General features: G+C 70.9%; 13 protein-coding genes and 1 rRNA gene. 6 read left to right on the forward strand and 8 right to left on the reverse strand.

The window, feature by feature from the left end; translation table 11 throughout:
* Positions 1 to 26: 26 nt before the first annotated feature.
* The 3 genes from ABD832_RS38780 to ABD832_RS38790 form a co-directional block, all read right to left on the reverse strand.
* Positions 27 to 1,541: a CoA-acylating methylmalonate-semialdehyde dehydrogenase gene (locus ABD832_RS38780; protein ID WP_344906718.1), complete on the reverse strand. Its 1,515-nt coding sequence runs from the start codon at positions 1,539 to 1,541 to the stop codon at positions 27 to 29.
* The gene (locus ABD832_RS38785) at positions 1,538 to 2,836 is read right to left on the reverse strand and encodes an aspartate aminotransferase family protein (protein ID WP_344906720.1); all 1,299 of its coding nucleotides are present in this window, start codon (positions 2,834 to 2,836) and stop codon (positions 1,538 to 1,540) included. The genes ABD832_RS38780 and ABD832_RS38785 overlap by 4 nt, the downstream gene beginning before the upstream one ends.
* Positions 2,837 to 2,905: 69 nt before the next feature.
* On the reverse strand, positions 2,906 to 4,441 hold the full coding sequence (locus ABD832_RS38790) for an MFS transporter (protein WP_344906723.1): 1,536 nt from the start codon (positions 4,439 to 4,441) through the stop codon (positions 2,906 to 2,908).
* Positions 4,442 to 4,495: 54 nt separating this feature from the next.
* Here ABD832_RS38790 and ABD832_RS38795 point away from each other — a divergent pair, with 54 nt between their 5' ends.
* Complete coding sequence (locus tag ABD832_RS38795; protein WP_344906726.1) at positions 4,496 to 5,302, forward strand: TetR/AcrR family transcriptional regulator; 807 nt, start codon at positions 4,496 to 4,498, stop codon at positions 5,300 to 5,302.
* Here ABD832_RS38795 and ABD832_RS38800 read toward each other — a convergent pair.
* Positions 5,290 to 5,670, reverse strand: a complete 381-nt coding sequence (locus ABD832_RS38800; protein ID WP_344906729.1) for a winged helix-turn-helix transcriptional regulator — start codon at positions 5,668 to 5,670, stop codon at positions 5,290 to 5,292. The two genes, ABD832_RS38795 and ABD832_RS38800, sit on opposite strands and share 13 nt — an antisense overlap.
* A gap of 164 nt (positions 5,671 to 5,834) precedes the next feature.
* Here ABD832_RS38800 and ABD832_RS38805 point away from each other — a divergent pair, with 164 nt between their 5' ends.
* Positions 5,835 to 6,485, forward strand: a complete 651-nt coding sequence (locus ABD832_RS38805) for an NADPH-dependent F420 reductase (protein WP_344906732.1) — start codon at positions 5,835 to 5,837, stop codon at positions 6,483 to 6,485.
* A gap of 98 nt (positions 6,486 to 6,583) precedes the next feature.
* Here ABD832_RS38805 and ABD832_RS38810 read toward each other — a convergent pair whose 3' ends face one another.
* Complete coding sequence (locus tag ABD832_RS38810; protein WP_344906735.1) at positions 6,584 to 7,579, reverse strand: helix-turn-helix transcriptional regulator; 996 nt, start codon at positions 7,577 to 7,579, stop codon at positions 6,584 to 6,586.
* Between the two features lie 98 nt (positions 7,580 to 7,677).
* Here ABD832_RS38810 and ABD832_RS38815 point away from each other — a divergent pair, with 98 nt between their 5' ends.
* Positions 7,678 to 8,097 (forward strand): VOC family protein, encoded by a 420-nt coding sequence (locus ABD832_RS38815; protein WP_344906738.1) that lies wholly within the window; start codon positions 7,678 to 7,680, stop codon positions 8,095 to 8,097.
* 93 nt (positions 8,098 to 8,190) lie between these two features.
* Here ABD832_RS38815 and ABD832_RS38820 read toward each other — a convergent pair whose 3' ends face one another.
* Positions 8,191 to 12,711, reverse strand: a complete 4,521-nt coding sequence (locus ABD832_RS38820; RefSeq protein ID WP_344906741.1) for a hybrid sensor histidine kinase/response regulator — start codon at positions 12,709 to 12,711, stop codon at positions 8,191 to 8,193.
* 230 nt (positions 12,712 to 12,941) lie between these two features.
* On the opposite strand from ABD832_RS38820, the gene ABD832_RS38825 reads away from it, so the two are divergent.
* Positions 12,942 to 14,567, forward strand: a complete 1,626-nt coding sequence (locus ABD832_RS38825; RefSeq protein WP_344906745.1) for a PucR family transcriptional regulator — start codon at positions 12,942 to 12,944, stop codon at positions 14,565 to 14,567.
* A 9-nt stretch (positions 14,568 to 14,576) separates the two neighbouring features.
* Complete coding sequence (locus ABD832_RS38830) at positions 14,577 to 14,972, forward strand: cupin domain-containing protein (protein ID WP_344906748.1); 396 nt, start codon at positions 14,577 to 14,579, stop codon at positions 14,970 to 14,972.
* A 166-nt stretch (positions 14,973 to 15,138) separates the two neighbouring features.
* Here the strand turns inward: ABD832_RS38830 and ABD832_RS38835 are convergent, their stop codons facing one another.
* Positions 15,139 to 15,348, reverse strand: coding sequence for a hypothetical protein (locus ABD832_RS38835; protein ID WP_344906751.1), 210 nt, complete (start codon positions 15,346 to 15,348; stop codon positions 15,139 to 15,141).
* 545 nt (positions 15,349 to 15,893) lie between these two features.
* Here ABD832_RS38835 and ABD832_RS38840 point away from each other — a divergent pair.
* Complete coding sequence (locus tag ABD832_RS38840; RefSeq protein ID WP_344906754.1) at positions 15,894 to 17,093, forward strand: phosphodiester glycosidase family protein; 1,200 nt, start codon at positions 15,894 to 15,896, stop codon at positions 17,091 to 17,093.
* A gap of 236 nt (positions 17,094 to 17,329) precedes the next feature.
* Here the strand turns inward: ABD832_RS38840 and rrf are convergent.
* Positions 17,330 to 17,446, reverse strand: a 5S ribosomal RNA gene (gene rrf, locus ABD832_RS38845).
* Between the last annotated feature and the right edge of the window lie 91 nt (positions 17,447 to 17,537).

Consider the following 17,537-nt stretch of genomic DNA (forward strand, 5'->3'; position numbering starts at 1 on the left):
CCGTCGCCGGGGAGCCCGGCCGCGGTCTATCCGTTGACGGGGAAGCCGAGGTTGACGCCGCCGTGGCTGGGGTCGAGCCAGCGGGAGGTGACGACCTTGCCGCGAGTGTAGAAGTGCACGCCCTCGGTGCCGTGCATGTGGGTGTCACCGAACAGGGAGGACTTCCAGCCGCCGAAGCTGTAGAAGGCCATCGGGACCGGGATCGGCACGTTGATGCCGATCATGCCGACCTCCACCTCGTTCTGAAAACGCCGGGCCGCGCCGCCGTCGTTGGTGAAGACCGCGGTGCCGTTGCCGAACTCGCCGCCGTTGATCAGCGCCAGCCCTTCCTCGTAGGAGGAGACGCGGACGATCGCCAGGACCGGGCCGAAGATCTCCTCGGTGTGCACCCGCGAGCCGGCCGCAACGTGGTCCAGCACCGTGGGGCCGAGCCAGAAGCCGGGCGTCTCCTCGGCGGCGGCGCCTCCCAGCACGGCCGTGCGGCGGCCGTCCACGACGAGCTTGGCACCCTCGCAGACGCCCAGGTCGAGGTAGGAGAGGACCTTGTCGCGGTGGGCGCCGGTGATCAGGGGCCCCATCTGGGAGGCCGGGTCGTCGCCGGGGCCGACGGTCAGCTCGCCGACCCGCGAGACGATCCGGTCGACCAGATCGTCCCCGACCGGGTCGACGGCCAGCACCACGGAGATCGCCATGCAGCGCTCGCCCGCCGAACCGAAGCCCGCCGACACCGCGGCGTCGGCCACCAGGTCGAGATCGGCATCGGGCAGGACCAGCATGTGGTTCTTGGCGCCGCCCAGCGCCTGGACGCGCTTGCCGTGCCGGGTACCGGTCTCGTAGACGTAGCGGGCGATGGGGGTGGAGCCGACGAACGAGACCGCCGTGACGTCCGGGTGCTCCAGCAGCCGGTCCACCGCGACCTTGTCGCCCTGAACGACGTTGAACACGCCGTCGGGCAGCCCGGCCTCCTTCCACAGCGCGGCCATCAGCAGCGACGCCGAGGGGTCCTTCTCCGACGGTTTGAGGATGAAGGCGTTGCCCGCGGCGATCGCGATCGGGAACATCCACATCGGCACCATGGCCGGGAAGTTGAACGGGGTGATCCCGGCCACGACGCCCAGCGGCTGGCGGATCGAGTAGGAGTCGACCCGGGTGGAGACCCCCTCGGAGAAGCCGCCCTTGAGCAGGTGCGGGATACCGCAGGCGAACTCCACGACCTCCAGGCCCCGGGCGACCTCGCCCAGCGCGTCGGAGTGGACCTTGCCGTGCTCGGCGGAGACGAGCCGGGCCAGCTCGTCGCGGTTGGCGTACACGAGCTCGCGGAAGCGGAACAGCACCTGCGCGCGCCTGACCAGCGAGGCGTCCCGCCAGGCGGGCCAGGCGGCCACGGCCGCGGCCACCGCCGCGTCGACCTCGGCCACCGAGGCCAGCTGGACCGACCCGGCGACCTGCCCCGTCGCCGGGTCGAAGATGTCCGCGGTCCGGCCGCCACCGTCGACGCCCCCGGCGGGGCCGCCACCGATCCAGTGGGTGACGTTCTTCACGAGGCGACCTCCGCGTTGACGGTCTCGAGCGCGTTGACGATGATCCCGAGGCCCTCGGCGGCCTCGTCCGGGGTCAGGGTGAGCGGCGGGGCCATCCGGAGCACGTTGCCGTACAGGCCGCCCTTGCCCGCCAGCAGGCCCGCCTTCTTCGTCTCCTCCATGAAGCGGGCGGCGAGCGCCGGGGCCGGCGCGCCGGTCGCCGGATCGACCAGGTCGAGGGCGAACATCAGGCCCTTGCCGCGGACGTCGCCGACGATCGGCAGGCGCGGTGCCGCCTCGCGGAGCCCATCGATGATCAGCGCGCCGGTCCTGGCCGCGTTCGCCTGAAGGTCGTGGTCGAGCACGTAGTCCAGGGTGGCGTTGGCGGCGGCCATCGAGATCGGGTTGCCGCCGAAGGTGGAGAGCCCGACGGCGTGCAGGCCGTCCATCAGGTCACCGCGGGCGACGACGCCGCCCACCGCGAAGCCGTTGCCCAGCCCCTTGGCGAAGGTCATCATGTCCGGCGTGACCCCGTGGTTCTGGATGCCGAAGAACGCCGATCCGGTACGGCCCCAGCCGGTCTGCACCTCGTCGGAGATGAACAGGACGCCCTCGGCGGCGAGCACCTCCCGGTAGGCGGCGAACAGGCCGTCCGGGGGCATGGTGAAGCCGCCCACGCCCTGGACGGGCTCGGCGATCAGCGCGGCCACGTCGCCGCCGACCGCGGTGGAGAGCACGTGGCGCAGGTCCTCGACGCAGGCGGCGATGTAGTCGGCGTCGGACATGCCGCGGAACGGGGTCAGGTGCCGGTCGGCGCCGTGCAGGAAGTGCACGTTGAGCGGCGAGAGCGAGCTGTTCTTCCAGGCGCGGTTGCTCGTCACGCCGACCGCGCCGAAGGAGCGGCCGTGGTAGCTCTGGCGCATGGCGAGCACCTGGTCGGACCGGCGCGCGTAGGTCGCCAGCAGCAGCGCGGTCTCGTTGGCCTCGGTACCGGAGTTGGTGAAGAAGACCTTCGCGTCCGGGATGCCGGAGAGCCTGGCGATCTTCTCCGCCAGCTCGACCTGGCCGCGCATCAGGTAGAGCGTGGAGGTGTGCACGACCCCGGTGGCGAGCTGCCGCTCGACGGCCTCGCGCACCTCGGGCACGTCGTACCCGATCATGTTGGTCAGGATCCCGGCGAAGAAGTCGAGATAGCTCTTGCCCGACGCGTCGATGACCCGGTTGCCCTTGCCCCCGACGATCTCGATGGGGTCGTCGTAGTAGAGGGCGAGCCAGCTGGGCATTACCGCGCGATGACGCGCAAGGAGGTCCGACATGTATCGAGTATCGCCGGTCGGGCCCACCACTCCTACCGTCAACGTGTTGGTATGTACCGATCAAACCCGTCATGTTGTCAGCGATGGGGCAGCCGGTGAGGACGGGTCCGCGTCCGCGTCCGCGCCCGGTCCCGTCGTCGCGGGCGCGGGCCGCAGCACCAGGAACGCCAGGGTGGCCGCGGCCAGGGTGAAGGCGACGCCCACCCAGGAGCCGAGCGACATGGCCGAGACGAACGCCTCGCGCGCGGTGCCGATCACGCCGGGGTCGCCCAGGCGCATGGCCTCGCCGATCGACTCGCGGGCGGCGGCGGGCGCGTCCGCGGGCATCGACGCGGTGTAGAAACCGGCCAGCACGCTGCCGAGCACGGCGATGCTCAGTGCCATGCCGACCTGCTGGACGGTGTCGTTCAGCGCGGACCCGACGCCGGCGTGCGCGGGCGGCACGGCGCCCATCAGCGTCGCGTAGGCCGCCGGGCCCGCCAGCCCGCCGCCGATCCCCATCAGCATGAGGCCGGCGATCAGCACGCCGTACCCGGTCCCGGCGGTCATGAAGGCGAGCACGGCGAAGCCGCAGGCCATCACGGCGAGACCGGTGGCGACCAGCACCCGGTTGCTGACCCTGGTCCCCAGACCGGCGCCCACCGCGTTGAACAGGGCGGCGGCCACCGCGTACGGCAGCAGCGCCAGACCGGCCCGCATGGGGCCGTAGCCCAGCACGAACTGCAGGTACTGGGTGAGCATCAGCAGCAGCGCGCCGGTGCCGAACGACATCAGCACGATCGAGAAGGACGCGCCGCTGAAGTTGCGGTCGCGGAACAGCTCCAGCGGGAGCATCGGGTGCTCGGTCCTGCGCTCCCAGATCACGAACGCGGTCAGCGCGGCCACGGCCACGGCCGCCGCGACCAGCGTCTCCGCCGAGGTCCAGCCCGCGGACGGCGCCGAGATGACCACGTAGACCAGCGCGCCCATGCCGACGGTCGACAGCAGCACGCCGGCCGGGTCCAGCCTTCTCGCCGGGCCGCGTGACTCGGGCATCAGCAGCACGGCGGCGATGCCCGCGACGATCGCGACCGGCACGTTGATCAGGAAGATCGAGCCCCACCAGTAGTTCTCGAGCAGGAAGCCGCCGAGCGTCGGACCGGCGATCACGCCGACCATGGCCACCGCGCTCCACGCGGCGATCGCCTTGCGGCGCTCCTCCTCGTCGAAGACGGTGATCAGGATCGACAGCGTGCTCGGCATCAGGATGGAGCCGCCGACGCCCATCAGGGCGCGGGCGCCGATCAGGTGCCAGGGCTCGGTGACCAGCACGGCGAGCAGCGAGGCTCCGCCGAACAGCGCGAGCCCGATGATCAGGAAACGCTTGCGGCCGTAGCGGTCGGAGAGGCTGCCCGAGGTGAGCAGCAGTCCGGCGAAGACCAGGACGTAGGCGTCGATGATCCATTGGATGTCGGCGGGGCTGGCGCCCAGGTCGACCATGAGGGCCGGGATGGCCAGGTTCAGGACGGTGTTGTCCACCACCAGGACCAGCAGGCTCAGGCAGAGCACCCCGAGGATCCACCAGCGTCTCGGGTCACGTTCGTCTCGTACAGTGTTCGATTTCACTCGCACACTGTACGACATCGTCGAACGGTGTACTACCGGATTTATGCTGGTCGTGTGAAAGAGCACTTCAGCTCCGTCTGGACGCGCGAGCCGCGTACCACCAAGAGCCCGGCGCTGGGCCGCGAGCAGATCGTGCGCGCGGCCATGACGCTGCTGGACTCCGAGGGCCCGGACGCGCTGAGCATGCGCCGTCTGGGCGCCAAACTCGGGTCCGGGGCCACCAGCATCTACTGGTACGTCGCCAACAAGGACGAGTTGCTGGAGCTGGTCCTCGACGAGGTCTACGGGGAGTTCGACGTCCCGGACGTCGACGAGACCAGCTGGCGCAACGTCGCCGCCTCCTTCGCCTACGGCATGCGCCAGGCGCTGATGCGCCACCCCTGGGTGATCAACCTGGTGGGGTGCACCCCCGCCCTCGGCCCCAACGCGATGCGGATGATGGGGCGGCTGGTCGCCACCTTCGACCGGGCCGGATTCCGCGGCATGGACCAGGACTACGCGGCCTCGGCGCTGATGTCCTACGTCATCGGGGTCACCACCCCCGAGCTGTCCTGGCGGAACACGATGGAGCGGACCGGGCTCGACTCCAACGCGCTGAACGCGGCCATCCAGCCGGTGGTGGAGAAGGCCGCGGCCGACCACCCCGAGCTGGCCGCCCGGTACGCCGAGTTCAGGGGCATGGACGTCGACACCGCCAGGGCGCTCAACTTCGAGTTCGGCCTGACCTGCCTGCTCGACGGCCTGGAGGCCCGCCTGAACCGCGCGGCCTCACGCCCGACGGTCCCCCCGGGGGACCGCGCGGCCTCACGCCCGGCGGCCCCCCCGGGGGTACCACCCGCCCGGCCCCGTCATTCCTCCTGACGGTCCTGCGCGGCGAGCACGGCGTCACCGTGGGTCTCGGCCCACCGGGACAGCATCTCGATGGGCTCCAGGAGGGTCCGGCCGAGGTCGGTGAGGTCGTACTCGACGCGGGGCGGGACCTCCGGGTAGGCGTGCCGGCTGATCAGGCCGTGCCTCTGGAGGCGGCGCAGGGTCTGGGTCAGCATCTTGGAGCTGATCCCCCCGATGAGGGCCTTGAGGTCGCCGTAACGCCACGGCCCCTTCCTCAGGGCGCAGACCACCACGACCGACCACGTGTCCGCGACGACCTCGACCGCGAGCCGGGCCGGGCAGTCGGCCAGGAACACGTCTCCGGGCCGGTCGAAGTCCGCCACCTGCTGCTCCCCCATCGGTCGCCCCCGACAGGAACCTGCCGGTAACCATCGGATCCATAACGTGGGTACCGATCGGCGACGGGCCTCGTGAGACCCGGGACGCGCCCGGCGGCACACCACGCGCGTCCCGACCCGCCCGTCGCCGCCGGTGACCGTTGTGCCAAGTATGGAGGAGAAGCATGAAGATCGGTGTTCTGGGTGCCGGGCTGATGAGCGACGCGCTGGCCACCCGCTGGGCCGGGGCGGGGCACGAGGTCCTCGTCGCCGGGCGGACGCCCGAACGGGCCGCCCGCCTGGCGGAGAGGATCGGCGCGGGTGCCCGGCACGGCACCCTGCGGGAGGCGGCCGCCTTCGGTGACGTCGCGCTGGTGGCGATCCGTCACGAGGGCGTGCTGTCCACGCTGCGGGACGCGGGGGCCGCCGAGGGCGCCTTCCGGGGGAAGACGATCATCGACTGCAACAACCCGGTGGAGGTCGGGGACTTCACCCTGGTGACACCCCCCGGCACATCGCTCGCCGAGCGGATGCAGGATCTCGCGGTGGGCTCGAACGTCGTCAAGGCCTTCAACCTCTGCCAGGCCAGGGTGTGGGAGATGACGCCCCCGGTGTTCGACGGCCGCCCGCTGGCCGTCCCCTTCGCCGGCGACGACGCCGCGTCCAACGCCCTCGCGAGGACCCTGATCACCGACCTCGGCTGCGTGCCCGTGGAGATCGGGGCGCTGCACCGCGCCCGCCATCTCGAGGCGATGGCCGCCATCGTCATCGGCCTCCTGCACGGCGGGGCCGACCCGCACACCGTGTTCAACCTGATCACGCCCGTCGCGGCCTGACCGTCCGGACGGCGCGTGTGCCGGGCCCGTGCGGCGCCCGGCCTTCGGAGCGGGTGACACGGTACGGGTGACGCGGAGCGGCGGGCGCCGGGACGTCGTCATCCGGATGCCGGTCCGGCCGCCTCCGCGTACCGGGTGGCCAGGGTCCGCAGCAGGGCGCGCAGCTCGGGCGGGTCCAGGACGGTGAAGGGGACGTCCAGGCTGCCGAGGAAGGCCGCCAGGTCGTGCAGCGAGTCGGCGCCCGTCTCCAGCAGGCAGCCGCCCTCCCCGCCCTCACCGTCGGCACCGTCGGCACCGTCGGCGGCGCGCAGCAGCCCCGCGGCCGGGGTGAGCCGTTCGGCGATCACCTCCAGGGGGGCGTGCAGCCGGACGCGGGCCGGGTACCGCAACGCCGCCGACCCCGCCCCGCGCAGCACGTGCGCGGCGGCGTCGCCGTCCGGCAGGGGACGCGGGGCGAACCGGGGGCCGTTCGGGGTGCGGGGCCGGACACGGTCGGCGCGGAACGTCCGCCAGTCGCCGCGCTCGTCGTCCCAGGCCAGCAGGTACCAGCGCCGCCCGGTGTGGACCAGGCGGTGCGGCTCGACCGTGCGGACGCTCTCCTCGCCGTCGTGGCCGCGGTAGTCGAAACGCAACCGCTCCCGATCCCGTACGGCGGCGGCGATCACCGCGAGCGTCCCGGCGTCCACGGTGGGGACGCGGCCCGGCACCGACACCGTCGCCTCGCGCAGCGCGTCGATCCGGCCGCGCAGCCGGGACGGCAGCAGCTGGCGCAGCTTGGTCAGCGCCCGCAGCGAGGTCTCCTCGATGCCGGTCACGGTGCCACCGGCCGCCGCGTGCAGGCTGACGGCCACCGCGACCGCCTCCTCGTCGTCGAGGATCAGCGGCGGCAGGGCCTTGCCCGCTCCCAGCCGGTACCCACCGGCCGTACCGGTCGTGGAGTGGATCTCGTAGCCGAGGATGCGCAGGCGTTCGACGTCGTTGCGGACCGTCCTGGTGGTGACGCCGAGCCGGTCCGCCAGCTCGGCGCCGGACCAGTCCGGACGCGCCTGGAGCAACGACAGCAGCCGCAGGAGCCGCACCGAGGTTTCCAACATCCGCCCAGTCTCCCAGCCCTTGAGGAACCGGAGCTTCCTCAAGGGCTCGTAACGTCCCGGATGTACGGCGAGAGCCGCCGTCGGAGAGGGGACCCGACATGTTCCGAGGATTCGCCACCGCCAGCTTCTACGCCGACGACGTCGTCAAGGCGCGGGCCTGGTACGCCGAGCTGCTCGGCGTCGAGGCGTACTACGAGATGGCCGGGCCGGACGGCGCGCCCGCGTACGTGGAGTTCCGCGTCGGCGACTACCGGCACGAGCTGGGCATCATCGACCGCCGCTACGCGCCGGAAGGACCCTTCACCGGCCCCGGCGGGGCGGTCGTCTTCTGGCACGTGGACGACCTGCCCGCGACGGTCGAGCGGCTGCTGCGGATGGGGGCCGGGGAGTACGAACCGATCACCGAGCGGGAGGCGGGGTTCGCCACCGCCTCGGTGACGGACCCGTTCGGGAACGTGCTCGGCGTCATGCACAACCCCCACTACCTGGAGGTCCTGCGCTCGTTCCGGACCGCCTGAGGCGGTCACCGGCTCCCTCCGGCCTCGCCGCCCGGGTCCCGGGACCCGGGCGGCGCCGACGGGGCGTTCCTTCCTCCGGTCGTCCGGGACGGGTCAGATCTCCAGCCACCGCTGGATGCGGCGGAGCAGTTCCTGGGCGTCGACGGGCTTGGTGACGTAGTCGCTGGCGCCCGCCTGCAGGGTCTTCTCCCGGTCGCCCTGCATCGCCTTGGCCGTCACCGCGATGATCGGCAGGTCCGCGAAGTCGGCCATCTTGCGGATGGCCGCGGTCGCGGCGTAACCGTCCATCTCCGGCATCATGATGTCCATCAGGACCAGGTCGATGTCCTCGTTGCGCGACAGGATCTCGATGCCCTTGCGGCCGTTCTCCGCGTACAGGACCTGCATGCCGTGCAGTTCCAGGATGTTGGTCAGCGCGAAGACGTTGCGGACGTCGTCGTCGATGACCAGGACCTTCCTGTCCACCAGCACCGTGTCCACCTGCTCCACCGGCTGGGGCCGCTCGTCGGGGCTGGGCTGCACCAGCGGCAGCACGTCACCCGGCTCGGGCGCCGACAGGTGCAGGGTGATGCGCTCGCGCAGCTCGTCCAGGCTGGGCAGGCGCTCCAGCGGCTGGGTGTTGGACCGGCCCTTGAGCAGGTTCTCCTGCGGCCGGGTGAGCGTGCGGCTGTGGTGGGCGAGCACCGGCAGCTCGCGCAGGACCGGATCGTCGTCCAGCATGCGCAGGAAGTCGGCCGCCGCGTCCTGGCGCATGCCCAGGTCCAGCACGATGCAGTGGTGGGTGTCGGTGTTCAGCATCTCCATCGCGGCGACGGGGTCGTTGGCCGCGGAGACCTGCACCGGCCCGTGCGTCTCGGGCAGGTCGGCCACGACGCTCTCGGCGAGCTGGGACAGCAGCCCGTTGGGCCGGGACTCCAGGACCAGCAGGCGCCGACCCTCGGTGCCGGGGAACCGCTCCACCGACGGGGCCGGTAAAGCCACGGGCTCGGCGACGGCCGCGACGACCGTCCCCCGGCCGGCCCCCTGGCCGACCGCCTGGCCGGTGCCGCCGGGGGTGAGCTCGGCGATCGGCAGGCAGAGGCTGAAGGTGCTGCCGGCCCCCAGCGTGCTGACCGCGCGGATCTCGCCGTTGAAGAGCGCGGCGATCTCCCGGCTGATGGACAGTCCCAGCCCGGTGCCGCCGTACTTGCGGCTGGTGGTGCCGTCGGCCTGCTGGAAGGCGTCGAAGATCTGCGAGAGGTTCTCCTCGGCGATGCCGATGCCGGTGTCCACCACCCGGAAGGCGAGCGCCTCCTGGTCGGGCACCCCGGCCAGCTCCATCGGCCCCACCCGCTCGATGCGCAGCTCGACCGAGCCCTTCTCTGTGAACTTCACCGCGTTGGAGAGCAGGTTGCGCAGCACCTGCCGGAGCCGCTGCTCGTCCATCAGCAGCTCCTCGGGGACGTCGGGGGAGACCACGACGTCGAACCGAAGCCCCTTCTCGGTGGTCAGCGGGCGGAAGGTCGCCTCGACGTAGTCCAGCAGCTGCCGCAGCGGCAGCGGTTCGAGGCTGACGTTCATCTTGCCCGCCTCGATCTTCGACAGGTCGAGGATGTCGTTGATCAGCTGGAGCAGGTCGGTGCCGGCCGAGTGGATGACGTTGGCGTACTCCACCTGCTTGGCGGTGAGGTTGCGCGCCGGGTTCTGCGCCAGCAGCTGGGCCAGGATGAGCAGCGAGTTGAGCGGGGTGCGCAGCTCGTGGCTCATGTTGGCCAGGAACTCGCTCTTGTACTTGGAGGCCAGCGCGAGCTGCTTGGCACGGTCCTCCAGCTCCTGGCGGGCCTGCTCGATCTCGCTGTTCTTGGTCTCGATGTCGTGGTTCTGCCGGGCCAGCAGCTCGGCCTTCTCCTCCAGCTCGGCGTTGGAGCGCTGCAGCTCCTCCTGCCCGACCTGCAGCTCGGTCGCCAGCCGCTGCGACTCGGTGAGCAGCGCGTCGGTACGGGCGTTGGCGACGATGGTGTTGACGTTGACGCCGATGGTCTCCACCAGCTGCTCCAGGAAGGCCCGGTGCACCTGGGTGAAGCGGTTGAGGCTGGCCAGCTCGATCACGCCGAGCACCTGGTCCTCGACGATGATCGGCAGCACGATCAGGTTGACCGGGTCGGCCGCTCCCAGGCTGGAGGAGATGGTGAGGTAACCGGGGGCGATGTCCTCGACCAGGATGGGCCGCTTGGCGACCGCGGCCTGTCCCACCAGGGAGTCGCCGAAGAAGTGCCTGCGGGCGGTGTCCCGGTGCCCGTAGGAGCCGACGACCCGCAGCTGCGAGCCGTCCGGCTTCTCCTCGGCCAGCAGGAACGTCCCGTGCTGGGCGTAGACCAGCGGCGCCAGCTCGTTCATCACCAGCTCGGCCACGACCGCGAGGTCGCGGTGTCCCTGCATCAGGCCGGAGATGCGGGCCAGGTTCGACTTGAGCCAGTCCTGCTCCTGGTTGGCCAGGGTGGTCTCGCGGAGCGACTTCACCATGGAGTTGATGTTGTCCTTGAGCTCGGCCACCTCGCCCGAGGCGTCGACGGTGATCGACCGGGTCAGGTCGCCCGAGGTCACCGCGCTGGTCACCTCGGCGATGGCCCGCACCTGGCGGGTCAGGTTGCCGGCCAGCTCGTTGACGTTCTCGGTCAGCCGCTTCCAGGTGCCCGAGACGCCCTCGACCTCGGCCTGACCGCCCAGCCGTCCCTCGCTGCCCACCTCCCGCGCCACCCGGGTGACCTCGGCGGCGAACGACGACAGCTGGTCCACCATCGTGTTGATGGTGGTCTTGAGCTCCAGGATCTCGCCCCGGGCGTCCACGTCGATCTTCTTGGTCAGGTCGCCCTGCGCGACCGCCGTGGTGACCTGCGCGATGTTGCGCACCTGGTTGGTCAGGTTGTTGGCCATCGAGTTGACGTTGTCGGTGAGGTCCTTCCAGGTGCCCGCCACGTTGGGCACGCGCGCCTGGCCGCCCAGCTCGCCCTCGGTGCCGACCTCGCGCGCCACCCGGGTCACCTCGTCGGCGAACGCGCTCAGCGTGTCGACCATGGTGTTGATGGTCTGCGCGAGCGCGGCGACCTCGCCCTTGGCCTCCACGGTGATCTTCTGCGACAGGTCGCCCCGGGCCACGGCCGTGGTGACCTGCGCGATGCTGCGCACCTGGCTGGTCAGGTTGTTGGCCATCGAGTTGACGTTGTCGGTGAGGTCCTTCCAGGTGCCCGAGACCCCCCGCACGGTGGCCTGGCCGCCGAGGTTGCCCTCGGTGCCCACCTCGCGCGCCACCCGGGTCACCTCGTCGGCGAACGCCGAGAGCTGGTCCACCATCGTGTTGATGGTCTCCTTCAGCTCCATGATCTCGCCCCGGGCGTCCACCCGGATCTTCTGCGACAGGTCGCCCTTGGCCACGGCCGTGGTGACCTGCGCGATGCTGCGCACCTGGGCGGTGAGGTTGTCGGCCATGACGTTCACCGACTCGGTCAGCGCCTTCCAGGTGCCCGAGACGCCCTTGACGTCGGCCTGGCCGCCCAGCCGTCCGTCGGTGCCGACCTCGCGCGCCACCCTGGTGACCTCGTCGGCGAACGACGACAGCTGGTCCACCATCGTGTTCAGCGTGTTCTTCAGCTCCAGGATCTCGCCCCGCGCCGAGACCGTGATCTTCTGCGACAGGTCGCCGCGGGCGACGGCGGTGGCCACCTGCGAGATGTTGCGGACCTGGTCGGTGAGGTTGCCGGCCATGTAGTTGACCGAGTCGGTGAGGTCGCGCCAGGTGCCCGAGACGCCCTTGACGTCGGCCTGGCCGCCCAGCCGTCCGTCGGTGCCCACCTCGCGCGCCACCCTGGTGACCTCGTCGGCGAACGACGACAGCTGGTCCACCATCGTGTTGATGGTGTTCTTCAGCTCCAGGATCTCGCCCCGGGCGTCCACGGTGATCTTCTGCGACAGGTCGCCCTTGGCGACGGCCGTGGTGACCTGCGCGATGCTGCGCACCTGGTCGGTGAGGTTGCCCGCCATGAAGTTGACGGAGTCGGTGAGGTCGCGCCAGGTGCCGGCGACCCCGGTCACCTCGGCCTGGCCGCCCAGCCTGCCCTCGGTGCCCACCTCGCGCGCCACCCGGGTCACCTCGTCGGCGAACGACGACAGCTGGTCCACCATCGTGTTCAGCGTGTTCTTCAGCTCCAGGATCTCGCCCCGGACGTCCACGGTGATCTTCTGCGACAGGTCGCCGGTGGCCACCGCCGTGGCGACCTGCGCGATGTCGCGCACCTGGTCGGTGAGGTTGCCCGCCATGGCGTTCACCGAGTCGGTGAGGTCCTTCCAGGTGCCCGAGACGCCCGGCACCTCGGCCTGGCCGCCCAGCTGTCCCTCGGTGCCCACCTCGCGGGCCACCCGGGTCACCTCGGAGGTGAAGAGGGAGAGCTGGTCCACCATGCCGTTGAACACGGTGGCGATCTCCTGCAGCAGCCCGTCGCCGTCCTCGGGCAGGTGGGTGCCGAAGTCACCGTCGCGCACCGCCGTCAGCCCGGCCAGGAGCTGGCGGAGATCGAGCTCTTCCACCCCCGCCGCGCCCGTGACGGCCTTGCCCCGTCCCGCGCCGGCCGTCTCAACCATGTTCACATCGCGCCTCTCGGCCAGAAAAAGGTGAGGTAATCCTATGACCATGGGCCCGGAACGTCCCTGGGCGGCCCGGCCGCGTCCCGCCACCCCGGCGGGCCTTCGGGGCCCCGGCCGGAGCCGTCCCCGTGAGGTCGCGGACCGTCTTGGGGGAGGGAGAGGGCTTCTGGACATCCTGTAAGGCGGGGTCAGCTCGTACTTACATGTTGATCGGATACGCTCGACGAGTGCTCCCTACCGTCGCCGACGTCCTCGCCCTGGACACCGTCCGCCGGGGCGACCCGCGGGTGGTGGCGGGGACCGACCGGCTGGACAGCCGGGTGCGCTGGGTGCACGTGGGCGAGGTGACCGACATCGCGCACCTGCTGCGCGGCGGCGAGCTGGTGCTCACCACCGGCATAGCCCTGCCCGACGACCCGGTCAGGCTGACCGAGTACATCGCCGAACTGGTCGCGGTGGGCGCCTCGGGCCTGATCGTGGAGCTGGGCCGCAAGTTCATCGGGGAGCTGCCCCGCGCCGTGGTCGCCGCCGCCGAGGAACGCGGCCTGCCCCTGATCACCCTGGCCAGGGAGACGCCGTTCGTGCAGATCACCGAGTCCGTGCACGCCCGGATCATCGACGTCCAGCTGGAGGAGCTGCGCGCCTCCGAGCAGCTGCACGAGGTCTTCACCCAGCTCTCGGTCGAGGGCGCCTCCCCGGCGAAGGTGCTCGGCCAGGTCGCCCGCCTGTCCGGCCACCCCGCCCTGCTGGAGAACCTCACCCACCAGGTCCTGGCGTGCGAGACCGCGGGACGCGACCCCGGGACCCTGCTCGCCGGGTGGGAGAGCCGTTCCCGCACCGTCTCCCCCGGCGCGCGCACCGCCTACGACGCCGCCTCCGGCTGGCTGGTGACGATGGTGGGCGCCCGGGGCCAGGACTGGGGACGGCTGATCCTGCTGTGCGACGCCGAACCCGGCCCGCGCGACATCGTGCTCGCCGAGCGCGCCGCGACCACCCTCGCCCTGAGCCGCCTGCTGGAGCGCCACCAGGAGTCCCTGGAACGCCGCGCGCACGGCACGATCATCACCGGCATCCTGACCCACGCGTACGCCGACCCCGAGGAGGCCGCGGCCCGCGCCCGCGCGGTCGGCGTCCCGCTCACCGGCCGCAACCTCGTCAGCGCGGTGCTCCGCCTGACCGAACCGGCCGACGGCCCGCTGAACGGCCAGGAACAGCTGGCCCGGCTCGGCGAGCTGGCCGACGCGGCCGCGGCCGCCTGCCGCGAGGCCCGCCTGCCCGCGCTGATCGGCGCCCTGGACCAGAACCGGGTCGGCCTGCTGCTCCCGCTGCCGCCGCGCGTCCCCGCCGAGTCCGCGCTGACGTCGCTGTCCGAGAAGCTGAGCGCGGCCTTCACGACCCCCTTCGTGCTCGCCGCGGGCTCCGTGGTCGAGTCGGTACGCGACGTGCGGCGCAGTTTCCTGGAGGCCGAACAGGTCGCCGATGTGGCCGTCGGGCAGCCCGACGGACGCGCCTTCTACCGGCTGCCCGACCTCCGGCTCAGAGGGCTGCTCCACCTGCTCCGCGACGACGCCCGGTTGCAGACCTTCGCCGAGCGCGAGCTCGGCCCCCTGCTTGCCCACGACGCCCAGCGCGGCGGCGACCTCGCCGGGATCCTCCGCGTGTACCTCGACGCGGGCCGCAACAAGGCCGTCGCGGCGCAGCGGGCCCACCTGTCACGGCCCGCCTTCTACGACCGCCTCCGCAGGTTGGAGCGCGTCCTCGACACCGATCTGGACGATGTCGAGTCCTGTCTCTCCCTCCACGTCGCCCTGCTGGCGCTGGAGTCCATCCGGAGAGACGATCCCCGCCCCTGAAAGGTCCCCATGCCCGAGATCTTCGTTCCCGAGGCCGCCGATCTGGCCCGGATGCTCACCGCCGCCGGAGCCTTCTCCGTACCCGCCGGCGACGTACGGCTCTCCCCCGACGAGCTGGAGCCCGGTCAGGTCCTGGCGGGCTCCCCGCGGCTCTCCTCGATCGAGCTGTGGTCCTCACCCGACGGGAGGCAGAGCCGGGGCATCCGCGAGCTCACCGCGGGCACCGTGATCGACGTGGAACGTGACAATCTCGTGGTGGTCCTCGCCGGACGCGCCACCCTGGAGGTCGACGGCGGTGCCGTGCTGGAGCTCGTCCCGGGGTCGGTCTGCCTGCTCGCCGAGGGGGCCAAGACCGTCTGGATCGTCCACGAGACCCTGCGCGTGGTGTACCACCGCGTGAACTGACGCGGGTACGGAGGGCCTGCCGGACGCCGCGTCCGGTACGGCACCGGACACGGCGTCCGGCACGGCACTGAACAACCGCGTCCGGCACGGCACTGGACACCGTGTCCGGAACGGCGCTGGACAACCGCGTTCGGCATGGCACCGGACGCGGCGTCCGGCGGCGTGTTCACGCGGGCGCCCTCGGCGCCTTCGCACCCCCGGTCCCGGGGGTGCCCGCCGTGCCGTCCGCCGGTTCCCGCGCGGGGTCGTCCACTTCCCGCGCGGGGTCGTCCACGCAGACGTGGAGATCCCAGCGGCGCGGGCGCGTCAGGACCGCGCCGAGGATGAGCCCGAGGACCAGGCTCGCGATGATCACGATGAGAACGCTCAGCCCCATGACGGCTGCCTCTCGGAAGATGTGCCGCTCGCCCTGTGGAAATGCGGCCTACCGCACCGTAGCGCCGCATTCTCACACCTGCGGCGAAACGCCCGGGGGCTAATCCTTATTGACCAGGGGATCCGTCCGGCCCGTTCCGGGAGGACCCGCCCGTTCGGCGCGTCCATGACCAGGGTGATCCGGCACACTTTCTTGTGATGTTTAGCGTGTTTCGCTCCCCTTAACCCGTAAATCTCGGCACGATGGTGCACGAAGTCGGAGACCAATGGGGAGAGATATACATGTCGCGACGTCTTGTCGCCGGATTCACGGTGCTGGCGCTCACGGCCACGGCGATTCCCGCCGCGGCCGAGCAGGTGAGTTCGGGGTTTCCCTCCTCGGCTTTTCCCCTGGGCGTGAGCACGGCCACGGCAAAGAAGGAACAGAGCGTGGCGCCGGGAATTACCCTTTTTAGTGTGAAACACGGCAAATCCACTCAAGGATGGACAGTCTCCGCACTTATGCCCAATGGGCACGATAGTGGTCGTCTTGAGACAGCCCAGACGGTGGCCGAGGCGGTGGAGGCCGCCGGGTTCACCCCCAGCATTCTGAAGATCGTGCAGCCCGCCGCCGCGGACGCTCCCGCCGTGGAGCGATACATGGTGCGGATCGGCCTGTGGTCGTTCGGTCAGCGTGCCAAGGCCGACAAGACGGTGAAGGAGCTCAAGGAGCAGGGCATCCGGGCCAAGACCGACTATCTCGGGGACGACGGTGCCGAGACCACCGGTCCCTGGGACATGCGCGTGCTGATGGTCGACCCCAGGAGGTTCCGGGGGTCGTACAGGACCAGCGTCGGCAAGAGCGTGGCCAAGCGCGAGACCACCAGCTCGATGTCGAAGCTGAACGGTGCCATCGCCGGGGTCAACGGCGGCTTCTTCAACATCCACACGGCCAAGGCGCTCCAGGGCGACCCGGTCGGCGTCTCCGTGGTGGGCGGCCGGCTGCTCAGCGAGGCCGTCCCCGGACGGAGCGCACTGGTCATCACCGAGGGCCGCAGGGCACGGATCACCGAGCTGGAGACCGTCGTCACCGCGGTCTCCTCGGACGGCACCAAGACACAGGTCAAGGGCATCAACAGGGCCGCAGGCCCCGAGGAGCTCGTCCTCTACACCGAGGAGTTCGGCGGCAAGACCGCGGCCGACGGCGGCATCGAGGCCGTCATCGACTCCCAGGGCATGGTCGTCAAGCTCCGGCAGGCCGGTGGCATCGTCGCGCGGGGCACGTCCGTCCTGCACGGCACCGGTCTCATGGCCGTCTGGCTTCAGGAACACGCCGTGGGCACCGGCATGAAGGTGGACACCAAGGTCATCGACATGCGGACGCGCCGGGCCGTCCCCCTCACCCCCACGACCTACGCCATGGGTGGCGGGGTGGGACTGGTCAGGAACGGCCGGGTGCGCATCACCGCCGCGGCCGACGGGCACGCCTCGGTCAACATGATGCTCCGGCGCCACCCACGCACGATGGTGGGCGTCAGCAAATCCGGAGGGCTGATCCTGGCCACGGTCGACGGACGCAACCCCGGCGTCTCGGTGGGCGCCTCCATGGTGGAGGAAGCCCACCTGATGCGCTGGCTGGGCGCCAAGCAGGCCATCAACCTCGACGGCGGCGGGTCCAGCGTGATGGTGGTCGGCCACAAGGCCGTCAACCGCCCCTCGGACGGCGCGGAGCGCACCGTGGGCGACGGCCTCTTCATCACGCCGTGACGCTTACGCGACATCCTGAGGTTCTGGGGTCCTGTTGAAGGGCTTCAATGCGATTCCGGGGCGCGTGGACAGGGCCGGCACCCTGTCCACGTGCCCCGTGGCGTTCCTGAGAGGTCATGGGGGCCCGCGCTGCGGATAGGCCTTCCGGCTCGTTCGAGAGGGAAGGGGCGTTCCCGGACGAACCGGCCCATGAAAACACGAAGGCCCCCACCAATGGTGGGGGCCTTCGAAAGATTGTCCGGCGGTGACCTACTCTCCCACACCGTCCCCGGTGCAGTACCATCGGCGCTGAAGAGCTTAACTTCCGGGTTCGGAATGTAACCGGGTGTTTCCCCTTCGCCATAACCGCCGTAACCCTATGAAACACACAAACACTGTTTGCTGTCTCAGAATTGCATAGTGGACGCGAGCAATACCTTGGTCTGGCGCTGCTCCGGACCCGGC

Origin of the sequence: Streptosporangium longisporum (genome assembly GCF_039534895.1) — a bacterium.
In the GTDB taxonomy this organism is placed as follows: domain Bacteria; phylum Actinomycetota; class Actinomycetes; order Streptosporangiales; family Streptosporangiaceae; genus Streptosporangium; species Streptosporangium longisporum.